This is a genomic window from Sutcliffiella horikoshii (genome assembly GCF_021991925.1).
GTDB lineage: Bacteria > Bacillota > Bacilli > Bacillales > Bacillaceae_I > Sutcliffiella_A > Sutcliffiella_A horikoshii_F.
Window position 1 is genome coordinate 583,411 of the sequence record NZ_RXZI01000001.1, and the last position, 15,494, is coordinate 598,904.

At 43.0% G+C, this 15,494-nt stretch carries 13 protein-coding genes; all 13 read left to right on the top strand.

Annotated elements, in window-relative coordinates:
- Positions 1-15 precede the first annotated feature (15 nt).
- The 13 genes from EKQ44_RS02840 (at position 16) to pknB (ending at position 15,480) form a co-directional block, all read left to right on the top strand.
- A complete protein-coding gene (locus EKQ44_RS02840) occupies positions 16-2,703 on the top strand; it encodes a calcium-translocating P-type ATPase, SERCA-type (protein WP_237661998.1) in 2,688 nt (895 codons plus the stop codon).
- Between the two features lie 173 nt (positions 2,704-2,876).
- On the top strand, positions 2,877-3,752 hold the full coding sequence (locus EKQ44_RS02845; RefSeq protein ID WP_237661999.1) for a YicC/YloC family endoribonuclease: 876 nt from the start codon (positions 2,877-2,879) through the stop codon (positions 3,750-3,752).
- 59 nt (positions 3,753-3,811) lie between these two features.
- Positions 3,812-4,075, top strand: a complete 264-nt coding sequence (remA, locus tag EKQ44_RS02850; RefSeq protein ID WP_010193107.1) for an extracellular matrix/biofilm regulator RemA — start codon at positions 3,812-3,814, stop codon at positions 4,073-4,075.
- Between the two features lie 15 nt (positions 4,076-4,090).
- A complete protein-coding gene (gmk, locus tag EKQ44_RS02855) occupies positions 4,091-4,705 on the top strand; it encodes a guanylate kinase (RefSeq protein WP_064101160.1) in 615 nt (204 codons plus the stop codon).
- Position 4,706: 1 nt separating this feature from the next.
- Positions 4,707-4,940 carry a DNA-directed RNA polymerase subunit omega gene (gene rpoZ / locus EKQ44_RS02860; protein WP_060665844.1) on the top strand — a complete coding sequence of 78 codons (234 nt, stop codon included), beginning with the start codon at positions 4,707-4,709 and terminating at the stop codon, positions 4,938-4,940.
- Between the two features lie 303 nt (positions 4,941-5,243).
- Entirely contained in the window at positions 5,244-6,452 is a 1,209-nt protein-coding gene (gene coaBC / locus EKQ44_RS02865) for a bifunctional phosphopantothenoylcysteine decarboxylase/phosphopantothenate--cysteine ligase CoaBC (RefSeq protein ID WP_237662000.1), read from the top strand.
- Entirely contained in the window at positions 6,449-8,860 is a 2,412-nt protein-coding gene (gene priA / locus EKQ44_RS02870) for a primosomal protein N' (protein ID WP_237662001.1), read from the top strand. Before coaBC ends, priA begins: the two co-directional genes overlap by 4 nt.
- An 18-nt stretch (positions 8,861-8,878) precedes the next feature.
- Entirely contained in the window at positions 8,879-9,358 is a 480-nt protein-coding gene (def, locus tag EKQ44_RS02875; RefSeq protein ID WP_237662002.1) for a peptide deformylase, read from the top strand.
- A 5-nt stretch (positions 9,359-9,363) separates the two neighbouring features.
- Positions 9,364-10,308 (top strand): methionyl-tRNA formyltransferase, encoded by a 945-nt coding sequence (gene fmt, locus EKQ44_RS02880; RefSeq protein ID WP_237662003.1) that lies wholly within the window; start codon positions 9,364-9,366, stop codon positions 10,306-10,308.
- 1 nt (position 10,309) lies between these two features.
- A complete protein-coding gene (gene rsmB, locus EKQ44_RS02885; RefSeq protein WP_237662004.1) occupies positions 10,310-11,647 on the top strand; it encodes a 16S rRNA (cytosine(967)-C(5))-methyltransferase RsmB in 1,338 nt (445 codons plus the stop codon).
- A gap of 3 nt (positions 11,648-11,650) precedes the next feature.
- Positions 11,651-12,742: a dual-specificity RNA methyltransferase RlmN gene (gene rlmN, locus EKQ44_RS02890; protein ID WP_237662005.1), complete on the top strand. Its 1,092-nt coding sequence runs from the start codon at positions 11,651-11,653 to the stop codon at positions 12,740-12,742.
- A 9-nt stretch (positions 12,743-12,751) separates the two neighbouring features.
- Entirely contained in the window at positions 12,752-13,501 is a 750-nt protein-coding gene (locus EKQ44_RS02895; RefSeq protein WP_237662006.1) for a Stp1/IreP family PP2C-type Ser/Thr phosphatase, read from the top strand.
- A 5-nt stretch (positions 13,502-13,506) separates the two neighbouring features.
- Positions 13,507-15,480 carry a Stk1 family PASTA domain-containing Ser/Thr kinase gene (gene pknB, locus EKQ44_RS02900; RefSeq protein WP_237662007.1) on the top strand — a complete coding sequence of 658 codons (1,974 nt, stop codon included), beginning with the start codon at positions 13,507-13,509 and terminating at the stop codon, positions 15,478-15,480.
- The last annotated feature ends 14 nt before the right edge of the window (positions 15,481-15,494 follow it).

Genomic DNA, 15,494 nt, shown 5'->3' on the forward strand with positions numbered 1-15,494 from the left:
TGTGAGGTGGGACAGATGAAATGGCATGAAATGAGAGCAGAAGAAGTGGAAGAGCAGATCAACTCAGATTTGGAAGCAGGGCTTAGTGAAAAAGAAGCGAAAAATCGTCTGTTGCAATTTGGGACGAACGAACTTCAAGAGGCGGAGAGGCCGAACGCCTTTTTATTGTTTTTAGAGCAGTTCAAGGATTTCATGGTGGTTGTATTACTGGCAGCAACGTTGATTTCTGGGCTCCTTGGTGAATATATTGATGCTGTTGCCATAATAGCCATTGTTGTCATTAATGCATTTCTTGGTTTTTTCCAAGAAAGAAAAGCGGAAAAGTCACTGCAAGCATTGAAGGAACTATCAGCTCCACAGGTGACAGTGCTACGGGAGAAGGAATGGCGGAAAGTGGCTTCAAGGGAAGTGGTGGTCGGTGACATCATCAAGTTTGGCAGTGGTGACAGGATCGGTGCAGACCTTCGAATTGTACAGGCCAGTTCCCTTGAAATCGAAGAATCCGCTTTAACGGGGGAGTCCGTTCCTTCTGTAAAAAGCGATAAACCTGTACAAGGGTCGGATGTGGCAATCGGAGACCAGGAAAATATGGCCTTTATGGGAACGCTCGTCACACGTGGAACCGGTGTGGGTGTAGTAGTTGCCACGGGCATGAACACTGCCATGGGGCAAATTGCTGATCTATTGCAATCTGCCGAGACGACGATTACCCCTTTGCAGAGAAAGTTGGAGCAGCTTGGAAAGATACTGATCACGGTAGCCTTGATCCTGACCCTTTTAGTGGTGGTAGTAGGGGTTCTTCAAGGCCATAGTTTATATGACATGTTCCTTGCTGGTGTTTCTTTGGCAGTTGCGGCCATCCCGGAAGGTCTTCCAGCGATTGTGACGGTGGCACTGTCTCTTGGTGTGCAACGGATGATCAAACAAAAATCCATTGTCCGAAAGCTTCCGGCAGTGGAAACCCTTGGCTGTGCATCTGTCATTTGCTCGGATAAAACAGGAACGCTTACCCAGAATAAAATGACAGTCACCCATGTTTGGTCTGGGGGAACAACCTGGAGTGTGACAGGCAACGGGTATGAACCGAAAGGGGAGTTTCATACTGAAGGGGCCGAGAGTTCCAATAAGAACAAATCACTACAACAACTTTTAACGTTTGGGCTGTTATGTAATCATGCCAACATTATTCAGAAGAATAAGCAGTACATCTTAGATGGAGACCCTACAGAAGGGGCGCTTGCGGTTGCCGCAATGAAGGCGGGTTACACTCGTGAAAGCCTTTTGAGTGAATTTCAAATAATAAAGGAATATCCGTTTGACTCAGAACGTAAGATGATGAGCATCGTGGTGAAAGATCAGCAGGGAAAAATGTTTGTCATCACAAAAGGTGCTCCTGATGTGATAACAAATGTGAGTGAATCACTTTTATGGGACGGCAAAAGGGAGCTTTTCTCAAGTAAGTATGAAAACATCGTCAAAGATACGGTTCATACATTGGCATCCCAAGCATTACGTAATATCGCCGTAGCATTTAAGCCGATCTCCAATTTCCATGAAAGTATGCTTGAAAAAGAGATTGAAAAGGACCTGGTGTTTATAGGTATCCAAGGGATGATCGACCCCCCTCGCCCAGAAGTGAAACAGGCTGTCAGGGAATGTAAAGAGGCAGGGATCAGGACGGTCATGATCACAGGAGACCATATTGTGACGGCAAAAGCGATTGCATCCGAAATCGGCATCCTACCGATGGGTGGTAAGGTGTTAGAAGGAAAAACGCTTCAAACGATGACACAGGAACAGTTGGAGGAAATGGTGGACGATGTCTACGTATTCGCAAGGGTATCGCCCCAACATAAACTATCCATTGTTAAGGCTCTACAGAAGAAGGGTCATATTGTGGCGATGACGGGAGATGGAGTAAACGACGCTCCGGCGATAAAAGCATCAGATATTGGGATAGCAATGGGTATCACCGGAACGGATGTGGCCAAAGAAGCATCTTCTTTAGTCCTTCTTGACGACAATTTCGCCACCATCAAGTCAGCCATCAAGGAAGGGCGTAACATCTATGAGAATATCAGGAAGTTCATTCGTTACCTGTTGGCTTCAAATGTTGGAGAAATCTTGGTGATGCTATTCGCAATGCTTTTGGCCTTGCCACTGCCACTTGTACCGATTCAGATATTATGGGTGAATCTTGTGACAGACGGACTTCCTGCCATGGCGCTTGGACTTGATCAGGCGGAGGGCGATGTAATGAAGCGAAAGCCTAGACATCCGCGGGAAGGGGTTTTTGCAAGAGGGCTATGGTGGAAGATTGTATCACGTGGGTTTTTAATCGGCCTAGCCACTTTGATTGCATTCATCATTGTTTACAAGCAACATCCGGACAACTTGGTATATGCCCAGACAGTTGCTTTTGCTACGCTAGTCATGGCCCAGCTCATCCATGTTTTCGATTGCAGAAGTGAAAGATCCATTTTCCATCGTAACCCGTTTCAGAACATGTACCTTGTTGGTGCGGTCATCTCGAGTATCATCTTGATGCTGATCGTCATCTATTATCCTCCGTTGCAGGGTATTTTCCATACCGTGGCACTTGATCCGAAAGAATGGCTGTTAATTCTCGGAATGGCTTCCCTTCCAACATTTTTATTGGTTGGCACCCTTTTTACAGGAAAAGCAAAAAAGAATATGGTATAATTTTTTGGAAGGTAGTAGAGAGGTTTTCTCTATTGCCTTTTCTTCTTTAGATTCATAGGTTAAATTTATGTAAAAATAGCTTTTAAAATAAGGGAAACAATGCTAATATAGTGGTTGCTTAGCATCAATAATAGCCAATACCAGCGCAAGACTTCAGAACGGAAGTGAGTAAAATGGTCAAAAGTATGACAGGCTTTGGTCGGGCGGAAGCAAATCAGGGGACTTATAAGATTCTTGTCGAAATGAAATCTGTCAACCACCGCTTCTGTGAGATCAATATTAGAATGCCTAAGCAGTTTCTAGTATTGGAAGAAAAATTAAAAAAAGCAGTAGGCTCTTATTTGCATAGAGGAAGAGTCGAAGTTTTCATTACTATTGAAGGGCAAAACATCCATGAACATTCACTGGATGTAGATTGGAAATTGCTCTCTGCATATATAGATGCATTACATAAAGCAAAGGATAGACACCAGATTTCCGGTTCCATTGAAATTAATGATATACTTAAACTAGAGAATGTTTTTACCATAAAAGAAGCTCACACCGGTATGGAAGAGATAGAAAAGTCTCTGCTTGAACAAGTACAATTGGCGACAGAACAATTGGTTTCCATGCGGACCCTTGAAGGGGAACAGTTGAAAGAGGACATTTTCATTCATCTTACATATATCGAAAATATGGCCCAAGAGCTTCAACAATTTGCTCCCTTGGTGGTGGAAGCTTATCGTAAACGAATCGAGAAGAAAATGAAGGAGTTTCTCGGTTCTGAGATCGTTGAACAACGGATCATGGCAGAGGCCGCTATTTTTGCGGATAGAGCGGATATTAATGAAGAACTGAAGAGGATACATAGCCACCTTGGTCAATTCACACAGTCCCTTCATTCGACAGATCCAGTGGGGCGGAAGCTCGATTTCCTTGTCCAAGAATTGAACAGGGAAGTGAATACCATCGGTTCCAAGGCCAATGACGCAAAGATTGCAAATTTGGTAGTCGAAATGAAAGCTTGCCTGGAAAAAATTAAAGAACAGGTGCAAAACATTGAGTAAACTTTGATTACCGAGCAAAAAACACGGTTAGAATAGAGTTTGTAACTAGAGGTGGAAACATGAGTATAAAGTTGATAAATATTGGCTTTGGAAACATCGTATCAGCAAACCGAATCATTTCTATTGTTAGTCCTGAATCTGCGCCGATCAAACGGATCATCCAAGATGCAAGAGATCAGGGAATGCTAATAGATGCAACCTATGGAAGACGAACAAGAGCAGTACTAATAATGGATAGTGATCATGTTATCTTATCGGCGGTGCAGCCTGAAACTGTTGCACAGCGACTGGTAAATAAAGATGATATGTCTGATGAAGGGTAGGTATTTGTTAATATAATGAGAGATAGAGGATTATTGATCGTCCTTTCCGGACCTTCAGGGGTAGGAAAAGGAACAGTCAGAAAAGCATTATTTTCAAAAGAGGACGTCAGTTTGCATTATTCCATTTCCATGACAACACGCAATCCGCGTGAAGGAGAAGTAGATGGAACGGATTATTTCTTTAAATCTAGAGAAGTATTTGAGCAGCTTATTGAAGAGGATAAATTTATTGAATGGGCAGAATATGTAGGAAACTACTATGGAACTCCCGTTGAGTATGTGGAGCAATGCCTTGCTGAAGGCAAAGATGTGTTCCTTGAGATCGAAGTACAGGGGGCCATTCAAGTGAAAAGCAAGTTCCCGGAAGGTGTTTTCATCTTCTTGATGCCGCCAAGCTTATCTGAGCTTAAAAACCGCATCACGACTAGAGGTACGGAAACAGAGGATCTTATCAACAATCGCATGACGGTTGCGAAAGAGGAAATCGAAATGATGGACGCATACGACTATGTGGTAGAGAATGATCATGTAGACCTTGCTTGTGACAGAATCCAGGCAATCGTACAGGCTGAACATTGTAAGCGGACTAGACTGCGTGAAAAATATAAACAAATGCTGGAGGCTGAATAATATGCTATACCCATCCATTGATTCATTGATGCAAAAGTTAGATTCAAAATATACACTTGTAACCGTTTCTGCGCGACGTGCTCGTGAACTTCAACAAGTGAACGATCAAATGATCGAAAAAACAGTTTCCCATAAATTTGTTGGGAAAGCCCTTGAGGAGATTGACGCGGGTCTACTATCTGCCAAGACCATCAAAACTGCAGAAAGAAGCGAAGGCATTCTTAATCACAAGTAAAGATAACAACCTAGAAATAGGTTGTTATTTTTTTAGTGAAAAGTAGATTTTTCTCTTTCAAGCTTTATGTTTGTATTTAGCGGTTAATCTCCGTTGCAGGCGCTTCGCATTCCGTAGGCGGTCCGGGAGACTCCTGCAAGGTTTGTGACTCCTGCGGGAGGGAAGCGGTAGCTTGAGACCGTTGAAACATTGTGAGGAAGCTCAAGCATCGCCCTCTTGATTAGCGAACATCTGGAACGGGTAGCTACTGGGAGTTGTATATAATACTCATTATCAAGTAAAAACAGGACGGGGGTCAGTGGAATGCTAAAGAACAAGAAAATCTTATTGTGTGTTACTGGGGGAATTGCCGTTTATAAGGCAGTGGCACTTACAAGCAAGCTAGTACAACAAAGTGCCGAAGTGAAGGTCATCATGAGCCAGTCCGCCTGCAAATTTGTTACACCATTGTCTTTTCAAGCGTTATCTAGAAACGATGTTTTCACAGATACCTTCGAAGAAAAGAATCCTGCTGTCATCTCCCACATCGATCTAGCTGACTGGGCGGATGTAGTCCTTGTCGCACCCGCGACGGCAAACGTAATCGGCAAGCTAGCAAACGGTTTGGCGGATGATATGATAACGACAACGCTTCTTGCCAGCACTGCTCCTGTATGGATTGCACCTGCGATGAATGTACATATGTATGACCATCCTGCCGTAAAGGAGAATATGGATCGCCTTGCTTCTTTTGGTTATCGATTTATTGAACCAGGTGAGGGCTTTTTGGCATGTGGCTATGTAGGTAAAGGGAGATTGGAAGAGCCGGAAACCATTGTAGAAGGACTCATACGATTTTTTCAAAAACATGAAGATAGAACACTTGCGGGGAAACGTGTGCTTGTTACGGCAGGACCGACCGTGGAAAAAGTGGATCCTGTGCGTTTTTTCACTAACCGCTCAACAGGGAAAATGGGGTATGCCATTGCGGAAGTGGCTGCGAGCCTGGGTGCTGATGTCACATTGGTTTCTGGTCCAACCCAGCTGCCTGACCCACAAAATGTTAAAACTGTCAGGGTGGAATCCGCACAGGAAATGTATGATGCGGTGATGGACAATTTTGGACAAACCGATGTTGTCATAAAATCAGCAGCAGTGGCTGATTATCGCCCGAAATATGTATCAGATATCAAGATGAAAAAGCAGGATGGGGATAGTGTGCTGGAGCTGGAGAGGACCCAAGATATCCTTAAGGCTCTTGGTGAAAGAAAAACACATCAACTACTCGTGGGATTTGCTGCCGAGACAAATAATGTAGAAGAATATGCCAAAGGAAAACTTATCAAGAAAAACCTGGATTTCGTGGTCGCGAACAATGTAACAGTCTCAGGTGCGGGATTTGGAACGGAGACAAACCTGGTAACCATCTACAAAAAAGACGGCACGAGTACCTCTTTACCGATGATGACAAAGCGGGATGTTGCTTTTGCGCTGCTGGAAGAAGTCGCAACCACCCTCGGGGAAAAGCGATGACCTTTTATGCGAGTGTGATTGTGGATGTTCCCGCCAAACAGACGGATAGAGCCTTTGACTATGAGATACCCGCTAAATGGAATGGTTTCATTCAACCGGGCATGAGGGTGAATGTCCCCTTTGGCCCAAGGCAAATACAAGGATTTGTGGTGGAAGTCAAAGACCATACAACGGTGCCGAAAACTCGACCCATCACTTCTTTGATTGATATCCAACCTATTCTTACGAAGGAACTAATGCAGCTGGCAACTTGGCTCAGAGATCATACCCTTTGTTTTACCATCTCTGCTTATCAAGCCATGCTACCTGCCGCCTTGAAAGCAAAGTATGAAAAGTGGCTCATTGTAAGGGACATCGATCGTGTACCCGAAGAACTTCAATTATTTTTTCAGAATACTTCCCGTGTTAAATTTGAAGAATTGGCTGGAACCAACCACTTCCATACAATCAAGCTTTTGATACAAGAAGATATTCTCGAAGTATATTATGAAGTGAAGGATAAGCTTGCTAAAAAAACGAGAAAAGTAGTTCAACGACAAACTTCCTATGAAGATCTAAAAGATGCCAAAGGGAAGCTATCCCCCCGTGCAGCGGCACAGCATAAACTTCTAGATTATTTTATCGAAACAAAACAAGAGATGATGGATAAAAAATCACTTTTAGAAGAGCTGCAGATCGGCACAAGTGCCATCGGGGCATTAGTCAAATTAGGAATTCTTATAGAAAAAGATGAAGAGATTTATAGGGACCCATATGAAAACAGAAAGTTTGAGCAATCCCAACCTCTACTATTAACGCAACAACAACAAGAAGCCATCACTCCGATCCTAGATTCGATTGAACAAAAGAGGCATGAAGCATTTGTTATGTTCGGTGTGACGGGAAGCGGAAAAACGGAGGTTTATATGCAGGCAGTGGATACGGTCCTGCAACAAGGAAAGGAAGCAATCGTACTTGTTCCTGAAATTGCCTTGACACCACAGATGGTTAACCGATTCAAGTCCAGGTTCGGCTCTGAGGTCGCAGTGATGCACAGTGGACTTGGTATGGGCGAAAAATATGATGAATGGCGAAAAATTCATCGGAAAGAAGTAAGAGTAGTGGTAGGTGCCAGATCCGCGATATTTGCCCCATTTGAGAATGTTGGGATCATCATCATCGATGAGGAACACGAAACAAGCTATAAACAGGAGGATACCCCGCGTTATCATGCCCGTGACATTGCGTTGGAAAGGGGCAGATATCATGAGTGCCCAGTTGTCCTTGGCAGTGCCACCCCCACACTGGAAACCTTCGCACGTGCATCCAAAGGGGTGTACAAGCTTCTAACGATGGATAAAAGAATGAGTCAACAAGGAATGCCGGCAGTGGAAATTGTCGATATGAGGGAAGAGTTGCGGGAAGGAAACCGTTCGATGTTCTCTAGAAGCCTCTTGGAAAAGCTACAGACAAGGCTTGCACATGGCGAGCAATCCGTCTTGTTTTTGAATAAAAGAGGTTATTCATCTTTTGTAATGTGTCGAGACTGTGGGTATGTAGTGGAATGCCCCCATTGTGATATCTCCTTGACCTATCACCGTAGTAGCAATCAATTAAAATGCCATTATTGCGGATACGAGGAGCCTGTCAGGTCCACCTGTCCATCTTGTGACAGTGAACACTTCCGTTTCTTTGGAACAGGGACGCAAAAGGTAGAGGAAGAGTTGACCAAGCTCCTTCCAGAAGCAAGAGTCATCCGGATGGATGTGGATACAACTAGCAAAAAAGGATCGCATGAAAGGCTTTTACAGCAGTTTGGCGACCGGAAAGCCGATATCCTGCTCGGAACCCAGATGATTGCTAAAGGCTTAGACTTCCCCTTTGTAACACTTGTTGGGGTGTTGACAGCCGATACTATGCTTAATATTCCGGATTTTCGTTCGTCAGAAAAAACATTCCAGCTTCTAACACAAGTAAGTGGGCGTGCAGGCAGACACGAATTGGCCGGCGAAGTGGTAGTACAGACGTATAGCCCGGAACATTACAGCGTAGAGCTTGCAGGGACGCATAACTACTTGGATTTCTATCAAAAAGAAATGCAAGTAAGGAAGATCCACCAGTATCCGCCATTTTACTATTTGGCCCTTGTAACCGTGACACATCAAGAATTGACAAAGGTAGTAACGGTCACAGAAAAAATTACCCATTTTTTAAACATGCAATTATCGAAAGAGGCTGTTATACTTGGACCGGTTGCTTCTCCGATTGCGAGAATCAAAGATCGTTATAGGTATCAGTGCATTGTTAAATATAAAAAAGAACCAAATTTACATGAGGCATTAAAAACAGTGGTGGAAAAGTATCAAGCCCAAATGGATCAGGAGAAACTTGCCATCCATATTGACTTGAATCCTTATATGCTCATGTAATAGATGGAGGTATCAAGATTGACTATTTTAGCTATTGTTAAATACCCTGCACCTGTATTGGAGCAGAACTGTGAGGCGGTAACCGTCTTTGATAAAAGGTTAGTTCGACTATTGACCAATATGTATGATACGATGCTTCAGGCTGATGGGGTAGGCCTTGCAGCTCCCCAGGTCGGAATAGCAAAAAGAATTGCCATTGTGGATATAGATGATCAACATGGGAAAATTGAGCTGATTAATCCGGAAATAGTAGAAGAAGAAGGCGAGCAGGTGGGTCCCGAGGGCTGTTTGAGCTTTCCGGATCTCTATGGGGAAGTGAAGCGTTCCAATTATATAAAGGTACGTGCCCAAAACCGTAAAGGTAAGTGGTACGAATTGGAGGCGCGCGGCTTCCTTGCCAGGGCAATCCAACATGAAATGGACCATTTGAACGGTGTGTTGTTCACCTCTAAAGTATTGAGGTATTTTAAAGAAGACGAGTTGGAAGTAGAAGGGTGATATAGATGAAAAAAATCGTATTTATGGGAACACCAGATTTTGCAGTCCCTGTCCTGCAACAAATAATCGAAGACGGCTATGAAGTGATTGCGGTGGTCACTCAGCCTGACCGTCCAAAGGGTAGAAAAAAGGTTTTAACGCCTCCACCTGTGAAAGTGGAAGCGGAGAAACACCAAATTCCTGTTTATCAGCCAGAGAAAATTAAAGAACCTGCAGAATATGAGAAAATCACGTCATTAAAGCCTGATTTGATTGTAACAGCTGCGTTTGGCCAGATTTTGCCTAAACCACTGCTTGATGCTCCTGCATATGGTTGTATCAATGTGCATGCATCCCTGCTCCCCAAACTCCGTGGAGGTGCGCCTATTCATTATTCCATCATTCAGGGCCATGAGAAGACAGGTGTCACGATCATGTATATGGTAGAAAAACTGGATGCTGGGGATATGCTGACACAAGTGGAAGTGAAAATTGAAGAGGATGATCACGTTGGAACCTTGCACGATAAATTGAGTGTTGCTGGTTCAAAGCTTCTTTCTGACACGCTCCCGCAATTGTTTGATAATAAACTGGAGGCAGTTGTCCAGAACCATGAAGAAGCCACTTTTGCTTCCAATATCAAACGCGAGCAAGAAAAGATCGATTGGACAAAAGATGGCGAGCAAATTTATAATCATATTCGCGGTTTGCATCCTTGGCCTGTTGCCTATACAACCATGGATGGCCAGGTCATGAAAGTCTGGTGGGGTGTGAAAGTAAAAGCGGCCAAAGAAGCAGTACCGGGAACCATCATTGGAATTGAAGAAGATGGATTTATTGTAAAAACAGGCAATACTACAGGTATAAAAATTACAGACTTGCAGCTTGCTGGTAAAAAGCGTATGACCGGAGCGCAATATTTAAACGGCGCAGGAGCTTCTTTATCTGAAGGCACAAAGCTAGGAGACTAAAATGAAAAATGTAAGAGAACTTGCTTTGGAAGCATTGTTAAATGTGGAAAAAAAGCAAGCCTACAGTAACTTATTGTTGAACAATTACCTTGATTCAGGGAAGCTGTCCAAAAAAGATGCGGGACTATTCACAGAGATAGTCTATGGTACCATCCAGCGTTCCATCACCATTGATTACTACCTGATGCCAAATATCGAAAAACAGAAGAAGTTACAGGACTGGGTGAAGGTGCTGTTAAAAATGACGTTGTATCAAATGCTATACTTGGATAAAGTACCAGCCCGCGCAGCCATATATGAAGCAGTGGAGATCGCTAAAAAAAGAGGACACAAAGGAGTGGCATCTGTTGTAAACGGTGTGCTTAGGTCCATTCAGCGTAATGGAGTGCCAGATCTTGAAACCATGGAGAACGATATAGACCGAATCTCTATTGCAACCAGCCATCCAAAATGGTTGGTGGAAAAGTGGGTGGAGCAATACGGCGTCCATGATACCGAAAGAATGTGTGAGATGAACCTTGTACCTCCACACCAATCGGCCCGGGCAAATACTGCCAAGGCGAAAGTGGAAGAAGTATTGCAAATGTTGACCGATCAAGGGTTCAGTGTGGAAAAAGGGGAGCTTGCTGAGGAAAGCATTGTTTCACTAAAAGGAAACATGGCATACTCCAATGCATACAAGAATGGTTATATGACCATTCAGGATGAGAGTTCCATGCTTGTTGCAAAAGCACTTGGTGTTGAAAAGGAAGACGAGGTTTATGATTGTTGTGCAGCCCCGGGCGGGAAGACCACACATATTGCCGAACTATTAAAGGGAACGGGTACCGTAATATCCACCGATTTACATGATCACAAGGTGAAATTGATTAAAGAGCAGGCAGATCGCCTTCACCTATCCAATATAGAAGCACAGGCGCTTGACAGCCGAAAAGCAAAAGAAATATTCAAAGAAGAGCAATTCGATAAGGTGCTTGTGGATGCCCCATGCTCAGGCTTCGGGGTCATTCGCAGGAAGCCAGATCTTAAATATACAAAAACGATGGAGGACATCAAGCAATTAGCTTCCATCCAATTGGCTATACTAAAGGAAGTGGCACCTCTTGTAAAAAAGGGTGGAACTTTGGTATATAGTACATGTACAATTGATAAAGAAGAAAATACTGATGTAGTACATGCATTTCTAGAAGCAAACAAAGAGTTCGAAATAGATTTCAACATTAAAGAATTACTGCCAGAAAAGGTAAACAGCTATGTTAAAGAAGGTATGCTCCAACTATTGCCTCACTATTTTGGTACGGATGGATTTTTTATTGTTAGACTAAAAAGGCAGGTGTAAAAGATGGAACATAAAACAAAAGAACAAATCAAACAAGAAGAAGCAACGCGTAAACCGTCCATCTATTCTCTACAATTACACGAATTGGAAGAATGGTTACTAAGTATCGGAGAGAAAAAATTCAGAACAACACAGATTTTTGAGTGGTTATACCAGAAACGTGTTACTTCGTTTGAGGAGATGTCAAATCTTTCCAAAGGACTAAGGGAAAAGCTTGAGGAGACTTATGCGCTCACAACGTTGAAAACAATTGTACAACAAACTTCTTCCGATGGAACGATGAAATTTTTATTTGAACTACATGATGGATATTCCATTGAAACGGTCCTAATGAAGCATGAATATGGTAATTCTGTTTGTGTAACGACACAGGTAGGCTGCCGAATCGGCTGTACTTTCTGCGCTTCTACGCTTGGAGGGTTAAAACGTAACCTTGAAGCAGGAGAAATTGTTGCGCAAGTTGTGAAGGTACAACAGGCACTTGATGAAATGGATGAGCGTGTCAGCCACGTTGTTATCATGGGGATTGGTGAACCATTCGATAACTTCGATGAGATGCTCGATTTCTTAAAGATCATCAATCATGACAAAGCACTTAATATTGGTGCACGTCATATTACTGTTTCCACAAGTGGAATCATCCCTAAGATTTATAAATTTGCAGATGAAAATATGCAGATTAATTTTGCTGTTTCACTTCATGCTCCAAATACAGAAATACGTTCAAGACTGATGCCTATTAATAGAGCATATAAACTTCCAGATCTCATGGAATCGATCCGTTATTATATTAACAAAACGGGACGACGTGTTAGCTTTGAGTATGGCTTGTTCGGTGGGGTCAATGACCAAGTAGAGCATGCAGAGGAATTAGCTCAACTCCTAAAAGGAATGAAATGTCATGTTAACTTGATACCAGTTAACTATGTTCCGGAACGGGACTATGTAAGAACACCAAAAGAACAAATCAATTTATTTGAAAAAACCTTGAAAAATCTAGGGGTTAACGTAACAGTCCGTCGTGAGCAAGGCCACGACATTGATGCTGCATGCGGTCAGCTGCGTGCAAAGGAGCGGAAAGAAGAGACGAGGTGACAATTGTTAATGGTCTTTTTAACAGATAGAGGGAGAGTTCGTTCACATAATGAAGACAATGGGGGAGTTTTTGTTAATAAAGACGGCACAATGCTAGCAGTTGTTTGTGACGGCATGGGGGGCCATCAGGCAGGGGAAGTGGCAAGTGAAAAAGCTGTAAGCCACATCAAGGAAATGTGGGAGGAGACGACAAACATCTCTTCCCCTGAACCTGCTGAAATCTGGTTGAAGACATTCATTCTCCAAACCAATCAATCGCTTTTTGATCATGCTAATTCTCATGAAGAATGTCATGGTATGGGAACGACGATTGTAGCTGTAATTTTGGGGGATTCTTTTGTGACCCTTGCGCATGTGGGGGATAGCAGAATCTATCTGATTTCAGAAGAGGGTGCCAAGCAATTAACAGAAGATCATACATTTGTTAATGAACTTGTGAAAACTGGGCAGATATCTAAAGAAGATGCAGAGCATCATCCTAGAAAAAATGTTATACTACAGGCTTTAGGGACAGAGAAAACGGTAAAGATTGATATAAAAACCATTACATATGATGACCCTGGATATATTCTCCTTTGTTCAGATGGCTTGACTGATAAAGTCAATGACCGGGAGATTGTCGAGGTGTTGAACAATGGAAGCCAAGCTTTATCTGCCAAGGCGGAGGAATTGATTAGACGCGCCAACCATTACGGTGGGGAAGATAATATCACGGTAGCCATTTTGGAATTATCTGTCTCCGAAGCTGGGAGTGGGTGATATAGGTGTTAATAGGCAAAAGATTAAATGATCGCTATAAAATTTTGGAAGTCATCGGTGGCGGAGGAATGGCGAACGTTTACCTTGCCCACGACATGATTTTGGACAGAGATGTTGCGGTCAAAGTATTACGATTAGATTTTGCAAACGATGAAGAATTTATTCGCCGCTTCAGAAGGGAAGCACAATCGGCAACAAGTTTGGACCACCCGAATATTGTCAGCATTTATGATATCGGGGAAGAAGACGACATCTATTACATCGTGATGGAACATGTCAAGGGAAAAACCCTGAAGCAATACATTCAACAATATGCTCCTGTGGAACAATATAATGCGGTAGAAATCATGAATCAATTGACGTCTGCCATTTCCCATGCCCATGAAAATGGTATTATCCATAGAGACATAAAGCCTCAAAATATTTTAATCGATGATTATGGGACCGTGAAAGTAACGGATTTCGGTATTGCAATGGCCCTTAGTTCTACTACCATCACACAAACGAATTCACTTTTAGGCTCTGTTCACTATTTGTCACCTGAACAAGCAAGAGGGAGTCTGGCCACGAAGAAATCAGATGTCTATGCACTCGGAATCGTCATGTTCGAATTATTGACCGGCCGACTTCCATTCAGTGGCGAATCTGCTGTTTCCATCGCCTTAAAACACCTTCAATCGGAAACACCATCCCCGAAACGATGGAATCCAACTTTACCTCAAAGTATGGAAAATGTGGTATTGAAGGCAATGGCAAAGGATCCGTTTCATCGCTTTGCATCTGTAGATGAAATGCAATCAGACCTCATGACAGCACTTGATCCAAGTCGCTTGGATGAGCCTAAATTTATCATTCCGGATGATGATGATGAAGCAACAAAGGCTATCCCGATTATAAAAGGGAGTCTGGGAAACCTTACGACTGAAGAAGAAACAAGAATCCGACCACCAGAGGAAAAGCCGATTAAAGAGGAAAAAGAAACACCCCCTCCAAAGCAAAAGAAAAAGAAGAAGAAAAAATGGGTGATCGCCCTTTTGGCTATACTTTTTCTATTGATAGGTGGAGCGGTCGCTGCATTTACCGTCCTTCCATCCATGCTTTTACCAAAAGATGTTACTGTGCCGGATTTGACTGATTATGAATATGACGATGCTGTCAAAGAACTAATTGATCTTGGTTTTGTTCTTGAGGAACCAAAGGAGGAGCCAAGTGATGAGATTGAAAAAGGCAAAGTCACCAGAACGTTCCCTAAAGCAGGGGATGTGGTGAAGGAAGGCAAAGCGATCACCATCTTCAGGAGTCTTGGAAAAGAAGAAGTGGAGATGGATGACTACACAGGCCTTTCTGTGGAAGATGCGAGTCAAAGGATAAATGAAAAGTTTAAGGGAGTTAACGTAGAGGAAGTACACTCTGATGATGTTCCAGAGGGAAGGGTAATTCGCCAAGAACCTGAAGAGGGTACAATGGTCATTCCGGAAGAGACAGAAGTTAAACTGGTTGTCTCCATGGGATCTAGTCCCATCACCTTGGATAACTATCAAGGGTCTTCCATCGATTTTGCTCAAAGACACCTAACAGGGCTTGGATTGGTCCCGGATATTTCCAATGAATATAATGATTCCGTTTCAGAAGGAAATATCATCAAGCAGGACCCTGCTCCGGAATCACAGGTCCGAAAAGGGGATACAATAAAGCTTATTGTATCTGATGGACCAGAGCCAGGAGATAAATCGGTGGATATTCCACTTGAAGTAAAGTACGATCCTGAAGAAGAAGGTGCGGAACAGACTGTCGAACTTTATATAGAGGATTTAAATAACACCATGGATGATGAGCCTAAGGAGTCCTTCATCATAACAGATGATTTAATAACTAGTTTTACTATCACGGTAGCTTATAAACAACAGGCTAAGTACAGAATCGTAGTCGACGGGGAAGAAATCGAAAATGTCACGATCGATTATGACGATATAGAGTAATCAATTAAGGAGTG

Excerpts from the sequence above, each read along its gene's own strand:
- EKQ44_RS02840 (WP_237661998.1), top strand. The coding sequence starts at position 16 with ATGAAATGGCATGAAATGAGAGCAGAAGAAGTGGAAGAGCAGATCAAC.
- EKQ44_RS02845 (WP_237661999.1), top strand. The coding sequence starts at position 2,877 with ATGGTCAAAAGTATGACAGGCTTTGGTCGGGCGGAAGCAAATCAGGGG.
- remA (WP_010193107.1), top strand. The coding sequence starts at position 3,812 with ATGAGTATAAAGTTGATAAATATTGGCTTTGGAAACATCGTATCAGCA.
- gmk (WP_064101160.1), top strand. The coding sequence starts at position 4,091 with ATGAGAGATAGAGGATTATTGATCGTCCTTTCCGGACCTTCAGGGGTA.
- rpoZ (WP_060665844.1), top strand. The coding sequence starts at position 4,707 with ATGCTATACCCATCCATTGATTCATTGATGCAAAAGTTAGATTCAAAA.
- coaBC (WP_237662000.1), top strand. The coding sequence starts at position 5,244 with ATGCTAAAGAACAAGAAAATCTTATTGTGTGTTACTGGGGGAATTGCC.
- priA (WP_237662001.1), top strand. The coding sequence starts at position 6,449 with ATGACCTTTTATGCGAGTGTGATTGTGGATGTTCCCGCCAAACAGACG.
- fmt (WP_237662003.1), top strand. The coding sequence starts at position 9,364 with ATGAAAAAAATCGTATTTATGGGAACACCAGATTTTGCAGTCCCTGTC.
- rsmB (WP_237662004.1), top strand. The coding sequence starts at position 10,310 with ATGAAAAATGTAAGAGAACTTGCTTTGGAAGCATTGTTAAATGTGGAA.
- rlmN (WP_237662005.1), top strand. The coding sequence starts at position 11,651 with ATGGAACATAAAACAAAAGAACAAATCAAACAAGAAGAAGCAACGCGT.
- EKQ44_RS02895 (WP_237662006.1), top strand. The coding sequence starts at position 12,752 with ATGGTCTTTTTAACAGATAGAGGGAGAGTTCGTTCACATAATGAAGAC.